Genomic DNA, 23399 nt, shown 5'->3' on the forward strand with positions numbered 1-23399 from the left:
GTAAGAGAGATCACAACGTTTCCAAATCGTCCTTTGGGGATTCGTCCTTCGGGGACACATGGTATCCTGATCCTTTCTGTTTTTGTCTATTCATATTATACCACAGAAGCAATGATGACTAAACAGCTTATGTCTGCAAATAATAAATTATCGACGTTTGTGTGATTTTCTTCATTGCATAATGAACAGAGTTCACATTTCAGAAAATTTCCGTGTGATTAAGGTCACTATTGCGGGGGACTTCCCAACTCTATACTGGTTACGTACTCGATAATTTTTGAAGAAAGAAGGGTTACACGTGCTGGATGCAAAAACGATTGAAGTGATTAAGTCCACCGTTCCCGTGCTTGAAGTGCATGGACAAACCATTACCAAACAATTCTATCAAATGATGTTTAAAAATCACCCCGAACTGCTGAATGTTTTTAACCACGCTAACCAACGTCAAGGCAAACAGCCCGCCGCACTGGCCAATGCGGTATACGCTGCCGCAGCTCATATCGACCGGTTGGAGGAAATCCTTCCTGTTGTAAAAAACATCGCACAAAAACACCGCGCGCTTGGCATTTTGCCGGAGCATTATCCGATTGTCGGCGAAAACCTGCTGGCTGCAATTAAAACCGTACTTGGAGATGCCGCAACGGACGAGATTATCGATGCCTGGGCTCAGGCCTACGGCGTCATTGCGGACGTATTTATCAGCGTAGAGGCTGAAATGTATCAGGAAGCCGAGCAACAAAAAGGCGGCTGGCGCGGTTTCCGCCGTTTCGTAGTCGAGCGCAAGGTCAAGGAAAGCGACGTAATTACGTCCTTTTACCTGAAATCGGAAGACGGCGGCGAAATTGCATCTTACCTGCCAGGCCAATACATTACTGTCCGAGTCAAACCGGAAGGTCAGGAATTCACTCATCTTCGCCATTACAGTTTGTCTACATCCGCTGGCCATCCTTATTACCGGATCTCCGTGAAACGGGAGGACGCCATTGGTGACAATCCGGCAGGCGTCGTATCCACTTATCTGCATGAGCAAATTCAAGAAGGCGATACCGTGGAGATCAGCGCCCCGGCCGGCGATTTCACGCTGGATCAATCGAAGCAAATTCCGGTCGTACTGCTGAGCGGCGGCGTCGGGCTTACTCCGATGGTCAGCATGCTCGAAACGCTTGTCGAAGGCGACTCCAACCGCGATGTTGTCTATATCCATGCTGCACGCTGCGGAAGCCACCATGCCATGAAGGAACATATCGACCAGCTTACGCGTGAGCATGCCGGCAGACTCCGCTCTTACCATGTGTACGAATCTCCGGCTGCCGGCGAAAGCTGCGACAAGACCGGCTTCATCGATCTCCCATGGCTCAAAACGGTCGCCGATCCGAAAGCGGACTTCTATTTCTGCGGTCCCGTACCGTTTATGCGGGCCGTCAACCAGGCGCTCAAAGAATGGGGAGTACCGCAAGAACGTATTCATTTTGAATTTTTCGGCCCTGCCGACAGCCTGTAATAACAAGGACTAACTAGAGAACCCCCAAGGAAACCGCAAATGAAATGCGGGGATTCCTTGGGGGTTCTGCTCATGAATGTTGCCGTAGCAGGCGATTAACGGTCTCCCGCCGGACGCCGATCAGCTGGCCGATTTCTTCCTGGGTCAGGTATTCTGTTAAAGGCACGCCGTGCGCATGCTGGCCCAACCATTTGGACAACAGTTCCAATCGTTCTCCCGGAGTGCCTACCGTTAAATGATCCAGCCGTTCCTGCATGAAACGCACCTTCTCTTGCAGCAGTCTCGCTACCTCAAGCGGCTTCTTCGGGTCTTCCTGCAATTCCCGGTACCATTCCTGTGCGGGAATTGTCTCCACTTCGCTGCGCACCAATGCGATCGCTGTCCCGTGCGTTTCTTTTGGCGAGATTAAGGAATGGTGAGGAACCATTTCGCCGGGATACAAAATATTAAATAATACCATATTTCCGTTCTCATGCAGCCGGGTCACTTTAAACAAGCCGCTCTTGATGTGATACAGGAACACGCCTTCGTCTCCCTGACGGAACAAAACTTCTCCCTTGTGCAATATCATTCTATCGCTCCATTCCCCATGTACACTACACTGTTATCTATCATTATAGCAAAAATTTCTCGATTCTATAAATTCTTATGTGACAACGCCAAAACCCCCGGGTTATCTACCCGGGGGTTTTTAGTATCTATTTTCACTTTTTTAGCGATTGCTCCCATTTGGCAAGCTTATCACGCCAGGGTTCATAGCTATGGATCGCAATGCCGGCAAAGGAGGAATGTCCTTTAACCATCCTTACCAGCTTATTGATTTCCCCGGTTAGAAAGGTAAAGGATTTCCCATGAAAAGACACTCCAGGCCCTTCCTTGCTCTTACCGAGCTCCACGCCGACCCATACCGGTTTTTTTTGCCGGTCCCCTTCCTCCAGGGTAGCCTTGGCAGCCGTATAAATTCTATCCGCTTCATCACGGTAGGCCATAATGGCGACATAATCAAATTCTTCGACCATCCATCGATTCAGCGGCTTTTTCTTCTCCGCCCCGGGATAATCAATGTCGTTCAGCCAGAAAGGAACGGCCGCGCCGATTTCCAAGTCCATTTCTTTGGCGCTTTGGGTCCAGCTCCGGGCATTCTCCACCCACTCTTTGACGATGGCCGTTTGACGCTTCTGCCAATCATCCAGCAGGTAGGGCTCCACATCGAACTGAACTCCGGTAAACCTTTCTTCCTGCTGAGACGCCGCATTGTACTCTTTTACCCATTCGAGAAAAGCATCCGCCTCCCGGCGTTGTTCGCGCAGCGCCCATTCCGGCTTCCCGTCCAAGGCGTGCACCTCCAACCCGGCGGAGGAAGCCTCCCGGATAAAGTTCCGGTAGCTCTCCTCCTTAACATTTCCGCCAATTTGCAAAAAAATGATCTTCACTTTCTGCTTTTTGGCAAAAGCGATGATATCTTCACTATGCTGCTGAATCAGCTTCGTGTTCCAAAGCCAGGTCGCCTTGGCTTCGGAAGCGGAAGGTCGGATAACGAGAAGCAGAAAGAACAATACGATTCCCCCGCCCAGGATGAAGAGCTGTTTCTTGCGCCCAGCCTCAAGATTCCGGATCTTCATTGTCCGCCTCCCTTTAATTTAGCCGCTTGTTTTAACCTACGATCAGCGCCTCGTCCTGCTGCAGCACATGCTGCACCGAGTGACCGATCTTGTAAATATGCGGCAAGCGGAAGTCGCGGAACGCATTGCGCGTATCGACGATCGGCACGCCTAGATGAGCGATTGCCCCGTAGTCAAGGCTACTATGATTGGTCACGAGTACGATGCAGTCATACGACTTGAATTTCTCCAGATCGTACTGCACGCTATAAACGGTTACGCCGTTCTTATCGCGGAAGCTTGACGCGTGAGGATCATAGTATTCCACCGCCGCACCGCTATCTTTGTAAAGCTCATACACTTCCAGTGCCGGCGATTCGCGAAGGTCAGCGATATCCGGTTTATAGGCCATGCCCAAAATAAGAATGTTCGATTTCTTAATGGACTTCGCATACTCATTCAAAATTTTGGACGTTTTGTTCACTACATAATAAGGCATATTGTCGTTCGTCGATTGCGCCAGCTCGATGAATTGGCTGTAGAAGCGGAAGCCTTTCGCTTTCCAGGACAGATACATCGGATCCAGCGGAATGCAATGGCCGCCGATTCCCGGCCCCGGATAAAACGGCATGAATCCGAACGGTTTCGTCTTCGCCGCGTCGATGACCTCCCAAATATCGATGCCCATCCGGTCGCACATCATCGCCATTTCATTGATAAAGGCGATATTGACACTGCGGAACGTATTCTCCAGCAATTTGGACATTTCCGCCACTTTTGGCGAGCTGACCGGCACGACCGTTTCGACATATTTGCTGTACAGCGCATTGCCGAGTGCCAGGCAGGCTTCGGTCGTTCCCCCGATTACTTTTGGCGTATTGAATGTATTGAACTTTGTATTTGAAGGGTCTACCCGTTCAGGAGAGAAGCAGAGGAAGAAGTCTTCCCCGACAACATGGCCGAGGGCCTCGAGCTCCCGCTGGATCAACTCCTCCGTCGTCCCCGGGTATGTCGTGCTTTCCAGGGTGATCAACACCCCTTTTTTCATATACCGTTTAATTTGATCTACAACCGTCACAATGTAGGAAGTATCCGGATCCTGATTCTCGCTGAGCGGGGTCGGAACACAGATGCTGATGGCATCGATCTCCCGCAGGGAAGCATAATCCGCAGTCGGTTTGAAGCGGCCGGTGCCCATCACCTCGACCAGAGTTTCAGGGGAGATATCATGAATATAGGATTCTCCGCGATAAATCTTGTCAATTTTGGTGGCATCCAGATCGATGCCGACGACCTTGAAACCCTTCTTCACCATTTCTACGGCCAGGGGAAGGCCGACATACCCAAGGCCTACCACTCCCAGTACCGCGTTTTTCGATTCGATGGCTTCTAGTAAAGTCCGATATTGTTTATTCACTGCTCCAACCTCCGTTTTATCTGTATAGGTCCTTTGCTTGTTCAGAATCACTGTTTGAACGGCTTGATTTTGTTAGATCGTTTAATGAATGCAGCGACGAATCCGGGCATCCAGCTCAACCGGCGAGAATGGCTTCGTAATATAATCGTCAACCCCGTTTTGGAAGCACATGCTGATCGTCTGCTCCACCCGTTGCTCCGTCAGAACGACGATTTTAGGAACCTGGGCGACATCCAGCTGCTGAATATGATGAATATAAGGAAGGCCGTCAATCCCGTACAAATTCAGTTCGGTCAGCACCAGGTCTGGCTTCCACGACTCCATTAAATCCAAAGCGGAGAGTCCGTTATCCGCCACGGCAGTCTCGTAACCCTGCATTTGCAGGCGAATTTCCAAAAATTCGCGGACTGTGGCATCTCCCTCGACGATCAGAATTCGGCTCCGTGAAGCACGCACTTCTTCTCTCGTGAAAATATGGATTTCTCCGGAAGCATGCTGCTTGACGGAATCCTCCATTTGGATCAGCACCTGCTGCGTAAGCTCTCCCTGCTCAGGGAAGCTCGCAAGCGTCATCCGCGGATCAAAATCCGCGATGATTTCCTGCAGGCGCTGTTTCAGCAGCAGCCCTTGAAAATGCACGGCATCCAACGTTTGGCCCGGCAGCAAGATAAACAGGCTTCCCGGCTCCTCACCGTTCCAAATTTTATAAGTCAAACCAGGTTGGGATTCCAGGATGCCACGCACCTGCGTTTCCAAATAAGATGGACCGCCCGCGCAAGAAATGAACAGGATCCCGCTCACTTCCTGTGCGGTTTCTTTCACGCTTTGCTCAATTTCCAGATATATGCTGGTTTGCTCTTGCCGACTTTGCAATGTCGTATTTGGCATCATTCATCCCGCCTTCCTAAAATTTGTATTGATTAGCCATGGATTTGGCTGCGTTCCCTTGCTATCAACTCCCTTCCAGTCGGTAACCGGAACGTGGGTTAAGCCGATTTCGCCGTGTCGCTTTTCTCTTGCCAGCTTTGTCGGGTCATCGTCCCCCAGGAGTTGTTGTTGCGCAAATATTGAATATGGCCTTGAATCCGCCATAGCCCGCCAAGCTGGGCATATCCGAAGAACTTGATCGCAGAGTAGAACATCATGCGCACCAGGTCGGATAGTTTTTTAAACCTCTTGAATGCAAGCTCTTCCAGCAGCAGTGCCCCGATGCTGAGCAAATAACCGCTGAGGAAATTGACCAGCCAAAACACCGCGAGTACCCGCCAATGCGTCATATCGAGCATCGTATATCCGATCAGAGCCAATAGCCCTGTTATTTTAAAGTAAGGGTTGAGCGCCTCAAAAATAATGTTGTAAGGCATCGTCAACAAGCCCATCACTTTATACTTCGGATTGAAGGCCATGTCGTAATTCTCGATCATGTTCTTCAGATTTCCCCGTCCCCAGCGTTTGCGCTGATTGGACAGGATCCGGTACGTATCTGGAGCTTGGGTCCAGCATACCGCCTCCGGACAGAACGCAATCCGGTATTTCAGCTTGTTCTCCAGCATGTAGCGGTGGAGCTTGATAATGATGTTCATATCCTCGCCGGGATATCCGCCCCGGTAACCGCCGACCGCGATAACGTAGTCTTTACGGAACAGTCCGAAAGCGCCGGATACGATAATGAGCCCGTTGATGTGACTCCAGCCGATCCGTCCGCCGAGGAACGCCTTCAGGTACTCGACGGCCTGGAACATCGGCCACATTTTGCGAGGCAGCGATATTTCCTTAACCGCCCCGTTTTCGATAACACAGCCGTTGGCGATACGGACGTCGCCGCCGATCGCGACGGTTTCTTCCGGATTCTCCATATACATGCGGGCCATCCGGATCAACGCGTCCTTCTCAAGCAAGGAGTCCGCATCGATGGAAGAAATCAACGGATAATGCGACAAATTGATTCCGGCGTTCAGCGAATCCGCTTTACCGCCGTTCGGTTTATCTATTACATACAGATGCGGATACTAAGGATTATAATAAACCGAATTAATCGTCTGGCAGTCGATCGAGTTTCTCATTTCAGGATTCGGCAGCGGCTCCAGTCCGAACTCCCTCCGGAGTACGCCGAGCGTATCGTCGCTTGAGCCGTCGTTGATCACGATCACCTCATATGTCGGATAGTTCAGCGTCAGCAAGCATTTTACATTCTCAATGACCGTCACTTCTTCGTTATAGGCCGGAACCAGAAGCGAAATCGACGGGACGAGCTCCGAACCGGACAGGGTATTGAATTTTGAGTAAGCCGCCCGGCGGAAAATCGTCATAATGTTTCGGAAAGAAAATGCCATGATTGAAAAATAAACCACATTTACGGTCATCACATAGTACGTCGCGAACAGCCCGTAAATGAGCAAGATATCCCTAAGCAGTGTAATCCCCTCCGACTGCTGCAACCTGTCGAACCGGTTTGGATTCGGAAACCCCGAAATACCGTTCATACAGCAGCTTTTTTTTGTTGTAGGCTACCATTTGGTCGAGCTTCTGATGTTCGCCTTCCTCAAGCATAGCTTTCTCCACTTGGTGCAGGGCGGCTTCCCGCTCGATCCCCGACCCGTTCTTGGCGATCTGGCACAGTACTTCAAACCCCGTCTCGCCCAGCTTCGCCAGACTCTCGGCGCTATTGCTCCGCACCCGCCAGTTGGAATCCTGCAGGGCGGTACGCAGCAGCGGAATGCTGCCGGCTGCGTGCGTGTTGCCGAGCGACTTGGCTACCGCGGCCCGGACTTCCCAATCACTGTCGGCCATGAGCTCGCGAATCGTATCGTCCTTCAGCACCGGATTGGAGCTCAAGTAGAGCTTAACCGCTTCGGCCCGCACATCCTTCTCTCCCGTGCCGACCAGCCGGTCGAGCGCCGGGACGACCTCGGGAACGGCCTGCCCCCACATGGCGACAAGCGCTACCTTGACCAGATCCGGGTTCTCGTCTTCCAGCAGCTTCAGAAGCAGCCGGCTTGAATCCAGCCCCGTCTCCATAAGAATGTCGGCAGCCATATTATGAATCGGCTTGCCGTGCCGGAGCAGATGATGCAGCATTTCCTTGAGCTGATCTCCCCGTTCCGCGCTTTTAGCGATGGCGCGGGCGATCACAATCGTCAGCGGGCTGTAGCGCTGCTTCTCCAGCATAAGCAGCATTCTCGGGACGGCTTCCGCCGCCCGCATGCCGCCGAGGCGGTACGCCGCCGAAATCCGGCGGCCATAGAACAAGCTGTCCAGCAATTTGATGTCTTCGCTCACGAAGCCTGCGTCTTGACACAGCTTCACCAGCTTGTCGCGAATCTCTCCCTTAAACTGCTCGATCCATTCGATCAGCTTGTTCTGGATCACCCTCCGCTCCAGCTTCGTCAGCTTGCCGGGCGGCAGGGGCAAATCGGAAGCCCCGTTGAGATGTGTTTGGATAAACTTGAAATAGTCCTGATGCTTCTGAAGATAAAGCTCTTGCTTCTTCTCCATGCGGTTTGATCTGATTCTGAACCAGAACAATGACAGCATGCCTATCCCAATCAATCCTAGGCAAAAGTAAACGAAATAGATTGCCAAGGTAAGATGCGAGTCCATAAAGAATACTTCCTCCTTCCTGATACATGCGCAAAAGCAATTTGCATACCTACAAATTCGTTACTGCTATCTGTGATCCGGCAGACTTTCATAGTATGCCTTCAAGGCATAGTAGCCCGATTTCAGATGCTCGGTATACTTGACGGTCTCCCAAGGGGACCAGGTGTATTTCGGCTGGGTACTCAGATCCAGCGTTCCGCTTTCACCGGGCCATGACGCTTCGCCGCTGGCGCGGTCCACCATCCAAGGCACAAAAGTGATGCCCGATGTTTTTTCGGTGGTAAATGTGCGGTCCTTTTTCAGCGGTCCGTAGCTGATGACCTGCAGCGAGCTCGGATCGGCAAAGCCAAGCAGCATCCATGGAATGCGCAGCTCTACTTCATTGCCGCTGTATTGCCATGAAGTCAGCGAGTTGAACTGCTCGCTTTCGCGGTCCGATGTGCCCCTTACCAGCTTCCCGACCGTCATATCCTTAAACGGTTGGGCAAACCGGGTATCCGGCGGCGTCATCGTCAAGCTGACGGCCAATTTCCACGGTTGAAAATCAACTTTTTGCTCCTCCGTCTGATCATCTAGCATCCAGTAGCCATACTGTCCGTACAAACGGCGGTGAAAATCGTACGTAGGCGCCACTTTGACCTGAGTTTCTTCATCGCTGCCGATCACGACCATATTTTCAAGGCCGTCGCTCAGGCTTTTCCCGGGAAGCTCGGTCTTCGGCTGATCCCCGCCGGACAATATATCCGTTCCGAGATAAATTTCTTTCGCGGCCGGATCGAACGGCTCATCCAGCGTCAGTCCCACATATACGTAGGCTTCATCATGCGTCACGCGCAGCTGCTTCATGCCAGGCGAAGGATTGTCCCATACCTGCACTTCTCCTTCGGTGAGCGAGTTCCAGTCCTCCAGATTACCGTCAATCGTAATCAGGTCCTCCTTGCCCGCACCCATGGAGAGAATGCCGAACAACTTCTCGTTCGTCAGCACATTCAGCCAGTACGAGCGGCGGTCTTCCGGAATCTCGAAGCGCATCGTATTCCACGTCTTCTTGAACCATTCGTCCTGCCACATGAACAGAATCGCGCCCGCATATCCCTCTTCGTAAATATCCTTCGTAAGGGATACGTCGATTTCGCCCTGCTCCTGTTCGCTGTGTCCGCCCTGATTACGGCCTCCACGACCCAGATGCGATACGCCGAGCGAAGAAGGAACTCCGTATTCCGTAACCATAATCGGAATATCTTTGTAATATGCCTTCAAATTTTTCAAATAGGCTTTGTACGTGTTGTAATCGTCGGCCCCGTCCGGAATCGTTTCCAGCGTTTTATCCAGATGGAAGAAATCCGGATAGTACGGGTATACGTGGTAGGCGGCGAAATAACCCGCTTCCCAATCTACCGGTTCGATATGGGTGGCATCCACGCTGGCCATGTCTTCCTCAAACAGCGGCTCGCCCGGATGTTCCAGTACGTCGGTCGTCACCCAGTTCGTAAACGTAATCGGATGCTCCCAACCGTAGGAACGTTCCAACTCCGCCGTCTGGTCAACCAGCTCCGCCAGCCAGCTTTCGAACGGACTGGCTTCAGCGACAGCCGCAAAGTGCTTGCCTTGATACGGTTCCATCCCCGCATGCACTTTGTTCGTGTTATCGACCATTTCGGGATCCCATTCCGTGCCGATATGCCAGCCCATGAGATAAGGGCCCGCATTGGCGGTATATTTTCCTCCCGATTCTCCCGGCGTCGCTTCGATCTTCAGATCGCCGTATACCGCTTTGACCGCTTTTTCAATTTCCTTGTGGAATTTCTGTTTAATCCCCGGGTTGTATGCGTCCTTGAGCTCGATCAACTGCTCCTCGGGGGACCAGATTCCCTGAATGAAATACAGCGGGTCCTTTTCTTTGTCCCGATTGTATTTAACCAGCGACTTATAGAATACAGGATTATGCACCGTGTAGATCCGAATGACATTGGCTCCCATCTCGTCGATCTGTTTAAACCAGCGCAAGTAATCGTCTTCGGTTATCGGGAATTCTCCCGGAAAATGTCCAGGAACCGTGGCACCCAGATTTACGCCTTTTACAAAAAGCTCATTCCAGGTTCCGTCGCCCTCGTACTCCATGAATTTGTCGCCCGAGGTCCGGAATTTCATCTCTGCGCCATCGGAAGTGGCGAAACTGACGTGGGCAGGAGGTAAAATCAAGGTTGCCAGAAAAATCCCGCCGGCGATCAATACGGCGCCCAGCCCTATCCAGATGGCTAGCTTTTTTCGCGCTAATGTAGTCATCGGTCTTTAATTTTTCACCTCGCTATTTTTTTGTATGCAGGCGATGAACAGTACGGTTACGGTCCCTCACGCACCTCCACTCTTCAAATTACTTCTATCATTAACCAAGTGAACCCATAATGTAACTAGGCTAATGGAAGTGTTTTGTTCCTGGGTCCTTTCCCCGGGACCTGTCTGCATTGTGGCCCATATTTCCCATAATCAGGAAAACACCGTTTGTCCCGCCGCGCCCTTCTCATTTTATGAAAGTTAGTCTGAAAAACCCTACATTCCATGAGCGGTTTCCAATTCATTGTTTTCATGGAACGGGGTGCTTGCGCCTTTCGCCCTTATTAGACGCACGAAAGATTTCGAAGTTTCGATCTATTTTTACACCCTTTTCCATAAAGGTTACAGAATTGATACCAAAGTCATGTTAGAAAATCGCTTAACGACGCGGATTTTCGCTAATATGGAAATTACATCCAACATAACAAAAAAGATGCCCTGGTCCCATAATGGGCCTATTGGTTACTTACTTGAATTTCACTCCAATTACGGACCATGCCCTTATCGCCCAAATTGGTGACTAATTTCCCAGTTTCAGGTGGAATTTCTTCGCCTTTCTGTCCCGTTTGCAACCCGGAATTATTCTTGATTGGGACCCTAAATGCAAAAAAGAACAGCTATTCAGCTGTTCACGGATGCTATTCAGAGCGTCTTTCCCGATTCTTTGGCTTGTTCTTTCAGCAATGCGACCAATTCCGAGGAGTATTTTGTCAGCCGCAGGCTGATCTCGGACCGCATCACATCCCGGGTCATGCCGAAACGTTCCTGGTATCCCCGGCAATAATAATGGTAATAGACCACCATATCCGCCTGCTCTTCGTTAAGAATTCGGATATTCCGTTGTTTAAGCTCGCGCCGTAATTTATAGGAATCCCCGATGATCCGATTCAGAATGTACTGATTCACCATAAGATGCAGACGCTTGAAAAGGTTGTTGGAGTACTCCACATCGGAAATGCTCTTCTGCACCATCTTCTCCATGTGAGGCAGCAGGGTGTAGTCGCGGAGCAGCCTTCGTTCTTCCGCGGTAATAATGCTGCTTCCCTGAGACCGATGCTGGTCTTCATACTGCTCAGCGTGCTCGGTCAGCAGCATCTTGGACTTCCACCGCTCATTCCCGTCAAGCTTGCTCATTTGTAATGCCCCCCAATTTGCCCGGCTCTTTCCCGCGCGACGCCGGCTTCCGTCAGCGAAGAAGCGTGGATGATCGCACTGCTCCCGTAGCGGTCTTTGATGCTGTCGATAGCCCGCTCTTTAGCATAGGCACGGGGCCGGTTATCAAACAAAGTAAGCTGCATAGTGCTGTCTTCGGTCAGTTGGGATAATGATACGCTCAAGTTACTGACCGGCAGCCCTCCCCAGTGCTTCTTAAACAGCTTATGGACGGCGGCGGCAACCTCATGAGTCAGGGACGTCGGCTCCGACAGCGTCATCTGCCGGCTAAAGGAAGAGGAACGCGTGCCATCCGTCTCCACGGCCGAAACGGAAACCACGCCGCCCAGGAAATGATGCTGCCTTGTGCGGCGGCATACCTCCACCACCAATTCGAGCAGGACGATTTCAATGTCCCTAAGCCTGGAATACAGATTCCAGCGAAGCGCCTTGCCGTGGCTGACCGATTTCAATTGATGGCGTATTCCCGAAACGACAGGGCTCGGATCGATTCCGCGTGCGGTTTGCCAGTAATACTCCGCCTGAATATCGCTCTGCTTGCCCATTTCCCGCCGCATCCGCCGCTTAAACTCAGCGAGCTCCAAACGCGCAATATCCCCGATGCAGTACAGGCCCATCCGGGTAAAATGACGGGTCATCGCGGAGGCGACCATGAACATGTGATTTACGGGCAGCTTCCAAAGGGTGGACTCCAGCTTCTCGAATGAAAGCTCAAATATACCTTCGGGCATTTTCTTCGCATAATTATCGGTCGCCATTTTAGCCAGTACCTTCGTAGGGCCGATCCCCACGCGCGTCCAGACGCCGGTCGATACAAGAACATGGTCCTGGATTATCTTAGCCATCTCATAAGGAGATCCGAAATAACCAAGCGAGCCGGTAACATCCAGAAATTGTTCATCAATGCTGAACGGCTCCACAAGATCCGTATACGATTCAAAAATTTCCGTAATCAGGAGCGAGATTTGAATATACGTCCGCATTCGGGGCCGAATCACAACCAGATCCGGGCATTTCGCCAGCGCTTCACCGACTCGCGAAGCGGTCGTCACGCCGCGGGATTTGGCGATGGGACAAGCCGCCAGCACAATACCGTTTAGCCTTGAAGGGTCGCCCACAGCAACAGGCTTGTTGTGATACTCCGGGTGAGCTGCCTTCTCCACCGAAGCATAAAAGGACTGTCCATCGATTAAAAAGATTTGTTTTGACATAGGTGACCCCTCCATAAAAGCTTGTGATACCCGCAAACCGAGTTTCCGCACTAAAACGGAACATTTGTTCTTATTATATTCATAATACGAACAAATATTCGCTTTGACAACAGGTTATTGCTGGATATCGTAATTCTGCTGCAAAAAATGGGCTCCCAGCATAGAAAAAACAGCCGAAGACATTTAAGGTCTCAGCCGTTTTATGGTGCAAAGTTCTATGTGATTAAAGATTCCAGTCTAAGCTTAAGCTTGGGACGGCAGAAAAGCGAACCCCCGCCAGGCAGCCTATTGAGCCGTCAAAATGAGCGGCCCGTCCTGGGTCAACGCAATCGTATGCTCAAACTGAGCCGATAGTTTACCGTCCGCCGTTCTGGCGGTCCACCCATCCTCGTCGATCGAAATGCGGAAGGTGCCTTCGTTGATCATCGGCTCGATCGTAAACACCATGCCTTCCTTAAGGCGAATTCCCTTCCCGGCCACCCCTACATGTTCGTAGTTCGGTTCCTCGTGCAGCGTTCTGCCTATGCCATGGGCAAGTAAATCGCGGACGACGGAATAGCCGTTCGATTCCGCGTGGGTCTGAATCGCCGATGTAATGTCTCCGAGCCGGTTGCCGGGAACCGCTTTGGAGATGCCGAGCTCCAGGCATTCCTTCGTTATTTTAAGTAACTTTTCCACGTCAGGGCCAGGTTTACCGATCGTATAGCACCAGCACGAATCCCCAAACCAGCCGCCGTATTGCGCCACGATATCCAGCTTGAGCAGATCGCCTTCCTGCAGCGGTTCCGAAGAAGGAAAACCGTGGGCCACTACGTCATTGACTGAGGTGCAGGTTTCGGCAGGAAATCCGTTATAGCCTTTGGTAAACTGTTTGCCGCCCAGCTTCGTGATATGTCTCGCGACAAAATCATTAATTTCCAGGGTGCTGATACCCGGTTGGATCAGCTTCTTAACCTCCCGGTGACAATCCGCCACAATCTGGTTCGCCGCCTTCATCTCTTCAATTTCTCTTGGCGATTTCAATATAATCATTTGGTCTTCGCTCCACTCTATAATCTAAATAATGCCGGTAAACCGGTTAAAATAGAAACCTTATAATTTGTTCCGCCTCTTTATGCAGTGTTCCACGGCGGATCGACGGCAAAGCGCAGCCCGCCAGCGCGGCGAGCAGCCATTCCGCCTGCCGTCCCGGGCCGGGAGCATCCGGAGGCGAATGCCCGGAGTCCGCTCCATGCGTAGCCGCATCAGCCGGGGACATCAGGCTGGCCAGCGGTAGCAGCACCTGCTCACGGTATGCGGCCGAAAGCTGCTCCGCTTCCGCCTGGGGCAGCGTCCGGAAATGATCGGCGCCCAGCTGGCAGGCCAAATAAAAGGCATGGTCGTCCGCCCAGGATGCCAGCAGCATCCCTGCAAGCTCCCTGCAAGATTTCGGACCGGCCGGCATGGCTGCAATCGGTCTTATCCGGCCGATCGAGCCGCTCCCTCCCGCTGCGGCCGCTGCCCCCACGGACGAAACACCCAAAATCTTTCCAGCCCGTTCAATCGCCTGAGATAACAAATCATGCAGCAAATCGGCTTTATTTTTATAGTAATGATATACCGTCCCATATCCCAGACCCGCTTCCGCGGCAACATCCCGGATCTCCATTAGCATGCCCTTGTCTAGGTACACACCCGCGGCGGCTTTTAAAATTTGGGCCATTCGCCGGATACGAATTTGTTCATTTTGCTCTTTGGTCCGTGGAGTCATTCATTGGCCTCCAGATTTTTTATTTTGACCTACTGTCATGTCAATTTAAAAATACAACAGGAATCCGGTAAATGCAAGCCGCATTATCCCCGGATCATTAACTCAGCGTAAAACAGGCTTATGCCCGAGGTTAAAAAAAATCAGCCGGATTTCTCCGGCTGTCCGACTCTGCCCTTAACACACCGAAATAAACTATTAACGAAACATTCCCCACAGCTTGATTAAATGAAGCGTGCTTTTCGGATCGATTTTTTGGGCAATAACAAATTGAACGATCTGCTCTTCCTGAACCCCGGTCAACCGTTCATTCAGCAAGGTAGCCGCCGATTTAACAAGCCGTCTGACCTTCATGCGGTCCTGCAGGTCGGATTTAGTCAATCCCTCCACCAGTTTTTTGACGCGCTCCTTGGTAGCCGGATTTTTCATTTTCAGTTTAATCCGCTCCACCAGCTGCGGACTGATTCCATATTGTTGATAACTCAAAGGCGCTTACACCTCCCGTTCCTTAGGCCTTCTCTCTAATATATGAGCGGCAGGCTGTCCATAGTGCACAACTATTTTCCAAGGGCCCGTTTGAATGATTTTTCATGAAAGAGGCCTGGAACAATTAGTGTCCTTTCTTCGTCGGAAATAGAAAAGGAGGGTATGGAATGAAAAAAAGAATGCTGCTCTCGCTAATCGCATTAATGGTGCTGGCCTGTACATTCGGTCTCGGATATATCGTCGGCAACCAAAGCCGTGACTCAGAGGACCCGTCCTCCTTTAATCAGGCCATCCGTTCAAAATGGGTGAAGGAGGAGCAACCGCCTTTGCCGGCTATTTCGATTAACGGGACTGCCATCGAGGTCGCCAGAGGGGGTTATAGCTGGTGCCCGTCACCGGGAAGTTGTGTAAGTGTGGACGCCTCCATCCCTGAATTGAAAGCGGCCATTGTTCCGGCAGGCTCCGTAATAGATACGACAGCCCCGCAGGGAATCAAAGAATTTACATTAACCAATACAAGCAAAGATTTCAGCGGGGATTCGTATATCGTGCCCGAAACCAAGGGGCAATACTTGTATAACATTCACTGCGAATGGTTCCTGGACCAAGGTCAGGCCGATTATTATTTCCTTGTTGAGGTCCAATAACACCGCAAAAAGAACCGGCGACATGTAACGTCGCCGGTTCCTCTATGTTAAATCCAAGTAAAATTTCTTCTATTATAATATGAAGTTAAAATTAATCGATCAGCTCACCTTGCAAAATTTGCTCCCGCTGCAAGAAGGTCCGCAGCGGCGCGTATTCCGGTGACGTCCAGAAGGACGGGTCGCCCACCAGCCGGGCGGCATCGTCCCGCGCCGTCTCCAGCACCTTGAAATCGCTGACCATGTCCGCGATTCGGAATTCCGGCACCCCGCTCTGCTTGGTGCCGAAGAAATCCCCGGGACCGCGCAGCTCCAGGTCCCGCCGGGCCACTTCGAAGCCGTCGTCCGTGTCGGTCATGACCTTCATCCGCTCCTGACCGACCTCCGACTTCGGATCCGCGATGAGCACGCAGTACGACGCGTGCTCCCCCCGCCCGACCCGGCCGCGCAGCTGGTGAAGCTGCGATAGGCCGAAGCGGTCGGCGTCCATGACGATCATCAGCGTCGCGTTAGGCACGTCAACGCCGACCTCGACGACCGTCGTCGAGACGAGCAGCTGCACCTCGTTATCGTAGAACGAGCGCATTACCTCGTCCTTCTCCGCCGCCGACATCCGTCCGTGCAGCAGGCCGACCTTGAAATCCGGGAAAGCCTGCTGCATTCCCACATACAGGTCGATTGCATTTTGCACATCGAGCTTGTCCGACTCTTCGATCAGCGGACAGATCAGATACGCTTGTCGTCCGAGCAAGATTTCGCGGGAAATGAAGCCGAGGACCCGGTCCATCATCCCGTGCTTGACCCAATAGGTCGAAATCGGCTTCCTGCCTTTCGGCCGCTCCGAGAGCGTTGAAACATCCATATCCCCGAAGGCCGTGATGGCGAGCGTCCGCGGAATCGGCGTCGCCGTCATCGTCAGCACATCGGGATTAAATCCTTTGCGGCGCAACACGCTGCGCTGATTCACCCCGAAGCGATGCTGCTCGTCCGTAACGACTAAGCTAAGCGAGCGGAAAAAGACATCTTCCTGGATCAACGCATGGGTGCCGACGATGATATCGGTCATCCCCATCTGCAGCGAGGCCAGCAGATCCTTGCGCCGCCGTCCGGTCACGCTGCCTGTAAGCAAACCGACCGTAATGCCGAACGGCTCAAACAGCTTGGTCAGCGATCGGACATGCTGCTCGGCCAAAATTTCGGTCGGCACCATGAACGCGCCTTGGTGCCCGGATTTAACCGCGGCGAACAAGGCGATAGCAGCGATGACTGTCTTGCCGGAGCCGACGTCGCCCTGCAGCAGCCGGTTCATGCAATAAGGAGAACGCATGTCCTGCAATATCTCCAGCTCCACCTTCTTCTGCGCATCCGTCAGCTCAAACGGAAGGCTGCGCACGAATTCGCGCACCGTCGCATTCTCGACCTCGTGCCGTACGCCGTCCATCCGTTCATGATTCATCGCCCGGTACGCCTGCAGCTTGAGCTGGAACAAAAACAGCTCCTCATACACCATCCGGCGGCGGGCTAGCTGCCCTTCCTCGCTGTCCTGCGGCTGATGAATGCGTTGAATCGCCCGCCGGCGCGGCATCAGATCATACTGCCGAAGCAATTCCGAAGGCAGATTCTCCGGAATCATCTCCCCGTACTGCGTCAATGCCTGTCCGATCGTCTTGCGAATCCAGGCCTGCGTGATCTTGCCGCCCACGGAGTAGACAGGCTGCAGGCTGCCGCTGCGCAGCGTCCCTTTGTCGGGAAACTCCGAGTCCGACACAGTCAATTGGCTACGCCGCATATCCCATTTTCCCGTTAGAATAATTTCACGCCCCGCCGTCAATTCCTCCCGCAAAAAGTGGCGGTTAAACCAGGTCGCCGTAAACATCCAATCCTCGGCAACCATTTTACAGGTCAGTCTCGACTTCTTGCCGTACCGCTGCAGCACGGGAACGCCCATAATTTTAGCCTGGACCGTGATCTTGTCACCGTCCTTGGCTTCCGTCAGAGAGCGAAGCCGGTAATCCTCGTAACGAAACGGATAATATTCAATTAAATCATTTACCGTAAAGACGCCAAAGGCGTGAAGCTCTCCTGCTTTAAGAGCGCTCACGCCGCTGACTTGCCTTACCGGGATTTCGTTTAAATCCACGTTTGATCCCTCACTTTAAAGCGCCCGATGATGTATTTCCCGCCACAACCTGATGGGTTCCATCGAACTTTTAGGCTGGCCAAACGAAAACGGCCACGGTGCCTGGTCCCACATGGGTGCCGACAACGGCTCCAATGCTGGTGCGAACCACCTCATGCAAAGTGAAGTGCTCCGACATCAGGCGAATCATTTCCTCGGCGCCCTCCGGATTGACGGCGTCGCAAACCGCGATGTTCAAATCTTTTTGATCCCCCAAATCGTTTATGAACAATTCGATTACTTTGGAAACGGCCTTCTTCTGGCCTCTCACCTTATCGACCGGGTAGATGCTGCCCTCCTGATCCACCGACAGAATCGGCTTGATATTCAGCAGGGAGCCGACAATCGCGGCGGATTTTCTGATCCGGCCGCCTTTTTGCAAATATTCCAAGACATCCACCAGGAAATAGAGCTTGCGTTCTTTGCCGACCCGCTCCACTTCAGCTTTGATTTCAGCCGGGGACATGCCTTGCTTAGCCAATCTGGCAGCTAAAACGACTTGCAGGCCAAACCCGTAAGTAGCGCACAGGGAGTCGATTACCGTAATATCGGCATCCACCCCGTCTTCTTCCTCAATCATACTCTTCGCAAGCAAAGCCGACTGATACGTTCCGCTCATGCCGGAGGAAATATGAATCGAAATAATAGGTGCCCCTGGGTGCTTCTGCATCAGATTTCTGTATACCTCAACATACTGGGATGGAGAGGTTTGTGAAGTCGTCGGCAGCTCGTTGGATTTGGTCAGTTTGTCATAAAACTCCTCGACAGTAATGTCGATGCCTTCCACAAAAGATTCCTCACCAAATGAAAGCCGCATAGGTACGATATGAATTCCATATTCCTCAACCATTGCCTTAGGAACATCAGCCGTACTGTCGGCCACGATAACAGCCTGCTTCAAAGAGATCCCCATCCTTTCTCCTCCGCCCTTTTTCAAGGACTCCTTAGATCTTTAGGATTCAACCGAAAACAAATAATAATAAATCGGCTGGCCGCCGTCGTGAATTTCCACTTCAGCGTCAGGATATACCTCATGAATCCAGGCTGCGAGCGATTCTGTGGTGTCGGATGCTGCTTCTTCGCCAACCAGGATCGTAATGATCTCGTCGCCGCCGTCAAGCATTTTGGTCAGCAATTCCTTGCTCGTCTCCAGCAGTCCTTCTTCCGTGCTTACAATTTTGGAATCCGCGATTCCGATGTAATGCCCGGCCGTGATCTCCAGATCGTCAAACACCGTGTCGCGGACGGCATATGTAACTTGTCCGGTCTTCACGTGCTGAACAGCATTCAACATGTTATCCGTATTGCTCTCGGCACTTTCATCTTCCTGGAAGGCGAAGGCCGCGGCAATCCCTTGCGGAATGCTCTTGCTTGGAATAACGGTCACGCTGCGCTCTCCTTCAAGAAGGTCGCGGGCCTGCTGAGCGGCGAGTACGATGTTCGAGTTGTTCGGAAGCACGAAAATATGCTGGGCCGAAATCGAATGAATCGCCTTTACAAAATCCTCCGTGCTCGGGTTCATCGTCTGTCCGCCGGACAATACGACATCAACGCCAAGGCTCTTGAAGATATCCGAAATTCCTTGGCCCGAGGCCACGGCGATAAATCCGTAAGAAGCCATCTCATCGGCCGGAAGCGATGCCGGATCAAGCGAGCGAACCGGTTCCGCCGGAATCTCGGCAAACAGTTCAGGCATCGGAGCCGCATCCATACCGGTAGTCAAGAGATCACGGTGCTGCTCGCGCATATTTAAAATATGAATTTGCGTAATTTCTCCATAACGCAGCGCAAGGTTCAGAACCTCGCCGGGCGCCTTGGAGTGGACATGCACTTTAATAACTTCATCATCCGCTATTACAATAATGGAATCTCCATTAATTGACAGCGCTTTCCGGAATTGATCCTCATCAAATACCGAACTTGGGCCTGCGCCCAGTTTGCGATTAATAAAAAATTCCATATCATACAAGAACTCGATATCTTCGGTTTCCAGCTTCGCCTGGGCCGAAATAGGGTGAGCAGCGTCGAACGCCGGATGGGGCACTTGAGACGCACGAACGGTAGCGGTTGCTTGAGCCGGCACGTAAGTCGGCACTTTGCCCGTCAACTGTTCCAAAAAGCCTTCATAAATATAAACCAGTCCCTGGCCGCCGGAGTCTACAACGCCGACTTGCTTCAAAACAGGCAAAAGCTCCGGGGTATTGGCAAGGGCTTCTTTAGCTTTGGCCAACACTTCGGTCATAAGTTCCGTAATATCCGTAGTCCGTCTGGCATAAAAGACGGCATGCTTGGCAGCTTCCTTCGCCACCGTAAGGATCGTTCCCTCCACGGGCTTTACAACCGCTTTATAAGCGGTATCCACCCCGCTTTGCAGAGCGGCCGCGAAATGAACCGTATTCAGTTCTTCGTACGATGCGGCATAACGGCCAAATCCACGGAACAACTGGGACAAAATAACCCCGGAGTTCCCCCGCGCGCCCATCAGCAGCCCCTTGGACAAAACGCCCGCCCGGCTGCCAACGCCTCCCGCTCCGTTGTTCTTCAGCTCGGTTACGCCGGCTGTCATCGTCAAATTCATGTTGGTTCCAGTATCCCCGTCGGGAACCGGAAACACGTTCAGCGAGTTGACATGCTCGGCATGCTGTCCAAGCCGATCCGCCCCGGCCAGTACCATGGCGGTAAAATCTGTTCCATTTATAGAACGCTTACTCAAGAGAATTCCCCTTCCTAGCTTGATACACGTACGCCTTGAACTACGACTCCCACCTCGGCAACTTCGAGTCCAACGACTTCACTTAATACGTATTTTACTTTTTGCTGTATGTTGTGTGCGACCTCGGAAATTTTAGTGCCATAACTGACTATAATATAAAGATAAATTGCCAATCGGTTATTCTCAAGGCTCACTTCTACACCTCGGGCTAAATTTTCGCGTCCAAGCAACTCGGCTATGCCGTCTTTAAATTGCTTTCGGCTTGCCATTCCTACCAGTCCATAACATTCCATGGCGGCCGATCCGGCGATAACCGCTATCGCTTCTTCCGAGATATCGATGTGTCCATATTCGGTATCCAATTGTATAGCCACGCCTGCACTCACTCCCCCCTAGAAATTATTATGGACTAAACAATATTGTACTATAAGAATAAAGAGAAATAAATAAAAGAAGGTCAAGGAGAAAGAAATATTGTTTGACAATCGGTTGACGGGGCTTTTTTTACTATGATATTATATTTAAGTATTGTTTTGTTTGAACAATAACTGTGAACTTGCTAATAAGCTGTTATTTTCAAGACAGGTGTATTGGAACAGGAGGTGTAATGAATGTCTCGCAAATGTTATGTAACAGGTAAAAAGCCTAGCAGCGGTAACCATGTTTCCCATGCTAACAATCGCAACCGCCGTTCTTGGGGCGTAAACGTACAAAAAGTTCGGATCTTGGTTGACGGTAAACCGAAACGCGTATACGTCAGCACCCGGGCTTTGAAATCCGGTAAACTGACCCGTGTATAAGAATCAAATCAGCATATAGACAAAAAGCACCTTTTCTAAATAGAGGTGCTTTTTTGGTGTTTCTTTTGTCTCTCTAAATCTTGTTTTTCGGCCAGGCATCCGCTCGATCTAGTTTTTGTGGAATGTGTTCAACACAGCCTTAACGAATCCTCCCAAAAATTTAGGCAGCTTGAATGTGTAAAATTTCATCGTTCACCCTCCCCATCATTCTCATGCCTTCACCACAGTCTATGTTCCGAGCCTTTTACCCGTGTATTTCCACTGCAAAAAAAAAGGCTACATGAGAACCCTACTCATGTAACCCATTGTATGCGAAGCGATGTATCCCTATGCCAACGGACAAGACGAGAAATACTCGCCGCCTCCGGCAAATTACTTAAGACTATTTCTTAGCTCGGCGATGGCGGCGCTCCGGTCAGATCGGCCGAATACCGCATTCCCGGCGACCAGCACATCAGCTCCCGCTTCCACGACGAGCGGTGCGGTAGCGGCGGCAATGCCCCCGTCAACCTCGATGCGCAAATGATCAAGGCCTAGCTCCGTCTTCAATTGTTTAAGCTCCCGGATTTTCCGGAGTGTTCCGGGGATAAAAGCTTGTCCCCCAAAGCCCGGATTGACGGTCATAACCAGTACCAGATCCAAATCAGTCAACACTTCGCGGATCGCGGAAACCGGCGTAGCCGGATTGATCGCGACGCCCGCTTTGACGCCATGCTCCTTGATCAGATGGATTACCCGATGCAAATGAACGCAGGCTTCGGCGTGCACGGTAATGACATGCGCTCCCGCTTGCGCGAAGGCCGGCACGTACTCCTCCGGTTTCTCGATCATCAGGTGCACATCCAGCGGCAGCTTCGTCAGCGGCGCAATCGCCCCCATCACTAGCGGCCCGAATGTCAGATTCGGCACAAAATGCCCGTCCATAACATCCACATGGAGCCAGTCGGCTCCGCCGCGCTCCACCTCAGCCACTTCTTCGCCGAGTTTGGCAAAATCCGCCGACAAAATAGACGGTGCGATATAGATATTCGACATGATGCTAGTACCTCCGTTTTTTCTCTTTCATCTCTTCGTGAAACTGAACGTAATGTTCGTAACGGCTATTTGCGATAACACCGTCGTCCACTGCCTGTCTCACTTTGCAGCCCGGCTCATGAAGATGGCTGCAGCCGCGGAATTTGCATCCCTCGGCAAGCTCACGGAATTCGATGAAGCAAGTGGATAACTCCTCGACCCCAAGCTCCAGAAAATCAAGCTGACTGAAGCCGGGAGTATCCGCCACATAGGCTCCGTTTTCCAGTTCGATCAGCTCGACATGGCGGGTCGTATGCCGGCCACGGCCAAGCTTCATGCTGATTTCGTTGGTCTCGAGCGACAATCCGGGAAGCATGGCGTTAAGCAACGATGATTTCCCCACGCCCGATTGGCCGGAAAAGACGCTGATTTCGCCAGCCAAACGGGATTTAACCTCTCCGGTTCCCGATCCCGTCATGGAACTCGTCACAATGACCTCGTATCCGATTTGTTCATACAGTTCTTTGACCTGAGCCGTCAGATCCTGATCCCGGGCGCTCTCATCTTCCTCCAGAAGGTCTTCCTTGGTCAGACAAATCAGCGTTCGCAATCCGGCGTGCTCAATATGAACAAGAAACTTGTCCAACAACTGGAGGTTTAAATCCGGCTCTTTCAAAGAAAACAGCAGAACGGCAAGCCTCGCATTGGCCACGGGCGGACGAATGAGCTCCGTCTCCCGGGGCAAAATTTCGTCGACCGTTCCCTCTCCGTTTTCCGTAGGCGTATACACAACGCGGTCCCCTACCAACGGACTCAAGCCCTTCTTCTTGAAAATGCCGCGGCCGCGGCACTGGACTGTTTCTCCAGGTGCCGCGGCATCGGGCTTCACATAGTAATATCCGCTTAACGCTTTTACAATCAAGCCTTCAGGCATACATGCTTGGCCTCACTTTCATGTCTGTCTGCCTTATCGATATTG

At 51.7% G+C, this 23399-nt stretch carries 21 protein-coding genes and 1 pseudogene; 3 read left to right on the top strand and 19 right to left on the bottom strand.

The window, feature by feature from the left end; all coding sequences use genetic code 11:
• Positions 1–298 precede the first annotated feature (298 nt).
• Positions 299–1501 carry an NO-inducible flavohemoprotein gene (gene hmpA / locus KB559_RS00545; protein WP_211019650.1) on the top strand — a complete coding sequence of 401 codons (1203 nt, stop codon included), beginning with the start codon at positions 299–301 and terminating at the stop codon, positions 1499–1501.
• A 70-nt stretch (positions 1502–1571) separates the two neighbouring features.
• On the opposite strand, the gene KB559_RS00550 is transcribed toward hmpA, so the two are convergent.
• The 12 genes and pseudogenes from KB559_RS00550 to KB559_RS00605 all read right to left on the bottom strand — a co-directional run bounded on the left by KB559_RS00550 (position 1572) and on the right by KB559_RS00605 (position 15070).
• On the bottom strand, positions 1572–2072 hold the full coding sequence (locus KB559_RS00550) for a Crp/Fnr family transcriptional regulator (RefSeq protein WP_211019651.1): 501 nt from the start codon (positions 2070–2072) through the stop codon (positions 1572–1574).
• 133 nt (positions 2073–2205) lie between these two features.
• Complete coding sequence (locus tag KB559_RS00555; protein ID WP_211019652.1) at positions 2206–3123, bottom strand: SGNH/GDSL hydrolase family protein; 918 nt, start codon at positions 3121–3123, stop codon at positions 2206–2208.
• Positions 3124–3154: 31 nt separating this feature from the next.
• Positions 3155–4519 (bottom strand): nucleotide sugar dehydrogenase, encoded by a 1365-nt coding sequence (locus tag KB559_RS00560; RefSeq protein WP_211019653.1) that lies wholly within the window; start codon positions 4517–4519, stop codon positions 3155–3157.
• A gap of 81 nt (positions 4520–4600) precedes the next feature.
• Entirely contained in the window at positions 4601–5407 is an 807-nt protein-coding gene (locus KB559_RS00565; protein ID WP_211019654.1) for a response regulator transcription factor, read from the bottom strand.
• 98 nt (positions 5408–5505) lie between these two features.
• A pseudogene (locus KB559_RS00570) lies at positions 5506–6882 on the bottom strand (glycosyltransferase family 2 protein).
• A gap of 43 nt (positions 6883–6925) precedes the next feature.
• On the bottom strand, positions 6926–8119 hold the full coding sequence (locus KB559_RS00575) for a HEAT repeat domain-containing protein (RefSeq protein WP_211019655.1): 1194 nt from the start codon (positions 8117–8119) through the stop codon (positions 6926–6928).
• Positions 8120–8185: 66 nt separating this feature from the next.
• Positions 8186–10405, bottom strand: coding sequence for a glycoside hydrolase family 5 protein (locus KB559_RS00580; RefSeq protein WP_211019656.1), 2220 nt, complete (start codon positions 10403–10405; stop codon positions 8186–8188).
• 690 nt (positions 10406–11095) lie between these two features.
• A complete protein-coding gene (locus KB559_RS00585; protein ID WP_211019657.1) occupies positions 11096–11587 on the bottom strand; it encodes a YhjD family protein in 492 nt (163 codons plus the stop codon).
• Positions 11584–12837, bottom strand: a complete 1254-nt coding sequence (locus tag KB559_RS00590; protein ID WP_211019658.1) for a DNA polymerase IV — start codon at positions 12835–12837, stop codon at positions 11584–11586. The genes KB559_RS00585 and KB559_RS00590 overlap by 4 nt, the downstream gene beginning before the upstream one ends.
• Positions 12838–13122: 285 nt before the next feature.
• Positions 13123–13869 carry a type I methionyl aminopeptidase gene (gene map, locus KB559_RS00595; RefSeq protein ID WP_211019659.1) on the bottom strand — a complete coding sequence of 249 codons (747 nt, stop codon included), beginning with the start codon at positions 13867–13869 and terminating at the stop codon, positions 13123–13125.
• A 46-nt stretch (positions 13870–13915) separates the two neighbouring features.
• On the bottom strand, positions 13916–14587 hold the full coding sequence (locus KB559_RS00600; protein WP_211019660.1) for a helix-turn-helix domain-containing protein: 672 nt from the start codon (positions 14585–14587) through the stop codon (positions 13916–13918).
• A gap of 195 nt (positions 14588–14782) precedes the next feature.
• A complete protein-coding gene (locus KB559_RS00605; protein WP_211019661.1) occupies positions 14783–15070 on the bottom strand; it encodes a stage VI sporulation protein F in 288 nt (95 codons plus the stop codon).
• 167 nt (positions 15071–15237) lie between these two features.
• Between KB559_RS00605 and KB559_RS00610 the strand changes: the two genes are divergently transcribed.
• Positions 15238–15717 (top strand): hypothetical protein, encoded by a 480-nt coding sequence (locus KB559_RS00610; RefSeq protein ID WP_211019662.1) that lies wholly within the window; start codon positions 15238–15240, stop codon positions 15715–15717.
• 91 nt (positions 15718–15808) lie between these two features.
• Here the strand turns inward: KB559_RS00610 and recG are convergent, their stop codons facing one another.
• The 4 genes from recG to KB559_RS00630 form a co-directional block, all read right to left on the bottom strand.
• Positions 15809–17854, bottom strand: a complete 2046-nt coding sequence (gene recG, locus KB559_RS00615) for an ATP-dependent DNA helicase RecG (protein WP_211019663.1) — start codon at positions 17852–17854, stop codon at positions 15809–15811.
• 70 nt (positions 17855–17924) lie between these two features.
• The gene (locus KB559_RS00620) at positions 17925–18794 is read right to left on the bottom strand and encodes a DegV family protein (RefSeq protein WP_211020194.1); all 870 of its coding nucleotides are present in this window, start codon (positions 18792–18794) and stop codon (positions 17925–17927) included.
• Between the two features lie 51 nt (positions 18795–18845).
• Entirely contained in the window at positions 18846–20606 is a 1761-nt protein-coding gene (locus KB559_RS00625; RefSeq protein ID WP_211019664.1) for a DAK2 domain-containing protein, read from the bottom strand.
• Positions 20607–20620: 14 nt separating this feature from the next.
• A complete protein-coding gene (locus KB559_RS00630) occupies positions 20621–20980 on the bottom strand; it encodes an Asp23/Gls24 family envelope stress response protein (RefSeq protein WP_211019665.1) in 360 nt (119 codons plus the stop codon).
• 237 nt (positions 20981–21217) lie between these two features.
• Here KB559_RS00630 and rpmB point away from each other — a divergent pair, with 237 nt between their 5' ends.
• Positions 21218–21406 carry a 50S ribosomal protein L28 gene (rpmB, locus tag KB559_RS00635; RefSeq protein WP_068781907.1) on the top strand — a complete coding sequence of 63 codons (189 nt, stop codon included), beginning with the start codon at positions 21218–21220 and terminating at the stop codon, positions 21404–21406.
• Between the two features lie 108 nt (positions 21407–21514).
• On the opposite strand, the gene spoVM is transcribed toward rpmB, so the two are convergent.
• The 3 genes from spoVM to rsgA form a co-directional block, all read right to left on the bottom strand.
• Entirely contained in the window at positions 21515–21595 is an 81-nt protein-coding gene (spoVM, locus tag KB559_RS00640) for a stage V sporulation protein SpoVM (RefSeq protein ID WP_036621610.1), read from the bottom strand.
• A 183-nt stretch (positions 21596–21778) separates the two neighbouring features.
• Entirely contained in the window at positions 21779–22441 is a 663-nt protein-coding gene (gene rpe, locus KB559_RS00645; protein ID WP_211019666.1) for a ribulose-phosphate 3-epimerase, read from the bottom strand.
• A gap of 4 nt (positions 22442–22445) precedes the next feature.
• Positions 22446–23354 carry a ribosome small subunit-dependent GTPase A gene (gene rsgA / locus KB559_RS00650; RefSeq protein WP_211019667.1) on the bottom strand — a complete coding sequence of 303 codons (909 nt, stop codon included), beginning with the start codon at positions 23352–23354 and terminating at the stop codon, positions 22446–22448.
• Positions 23355–23399: the final 45 nt, after the last annotated feature.

This window comes from Paenibacillus sp. Marseille-P2973, assembly GCF_018101095.1.
GTDB classification, from domain to species: Bacteria; Bacillota; Bacilli; order Paenibacillales; family Paenibacillaceae; genus Fontibacillus; species Fontibacillus vini.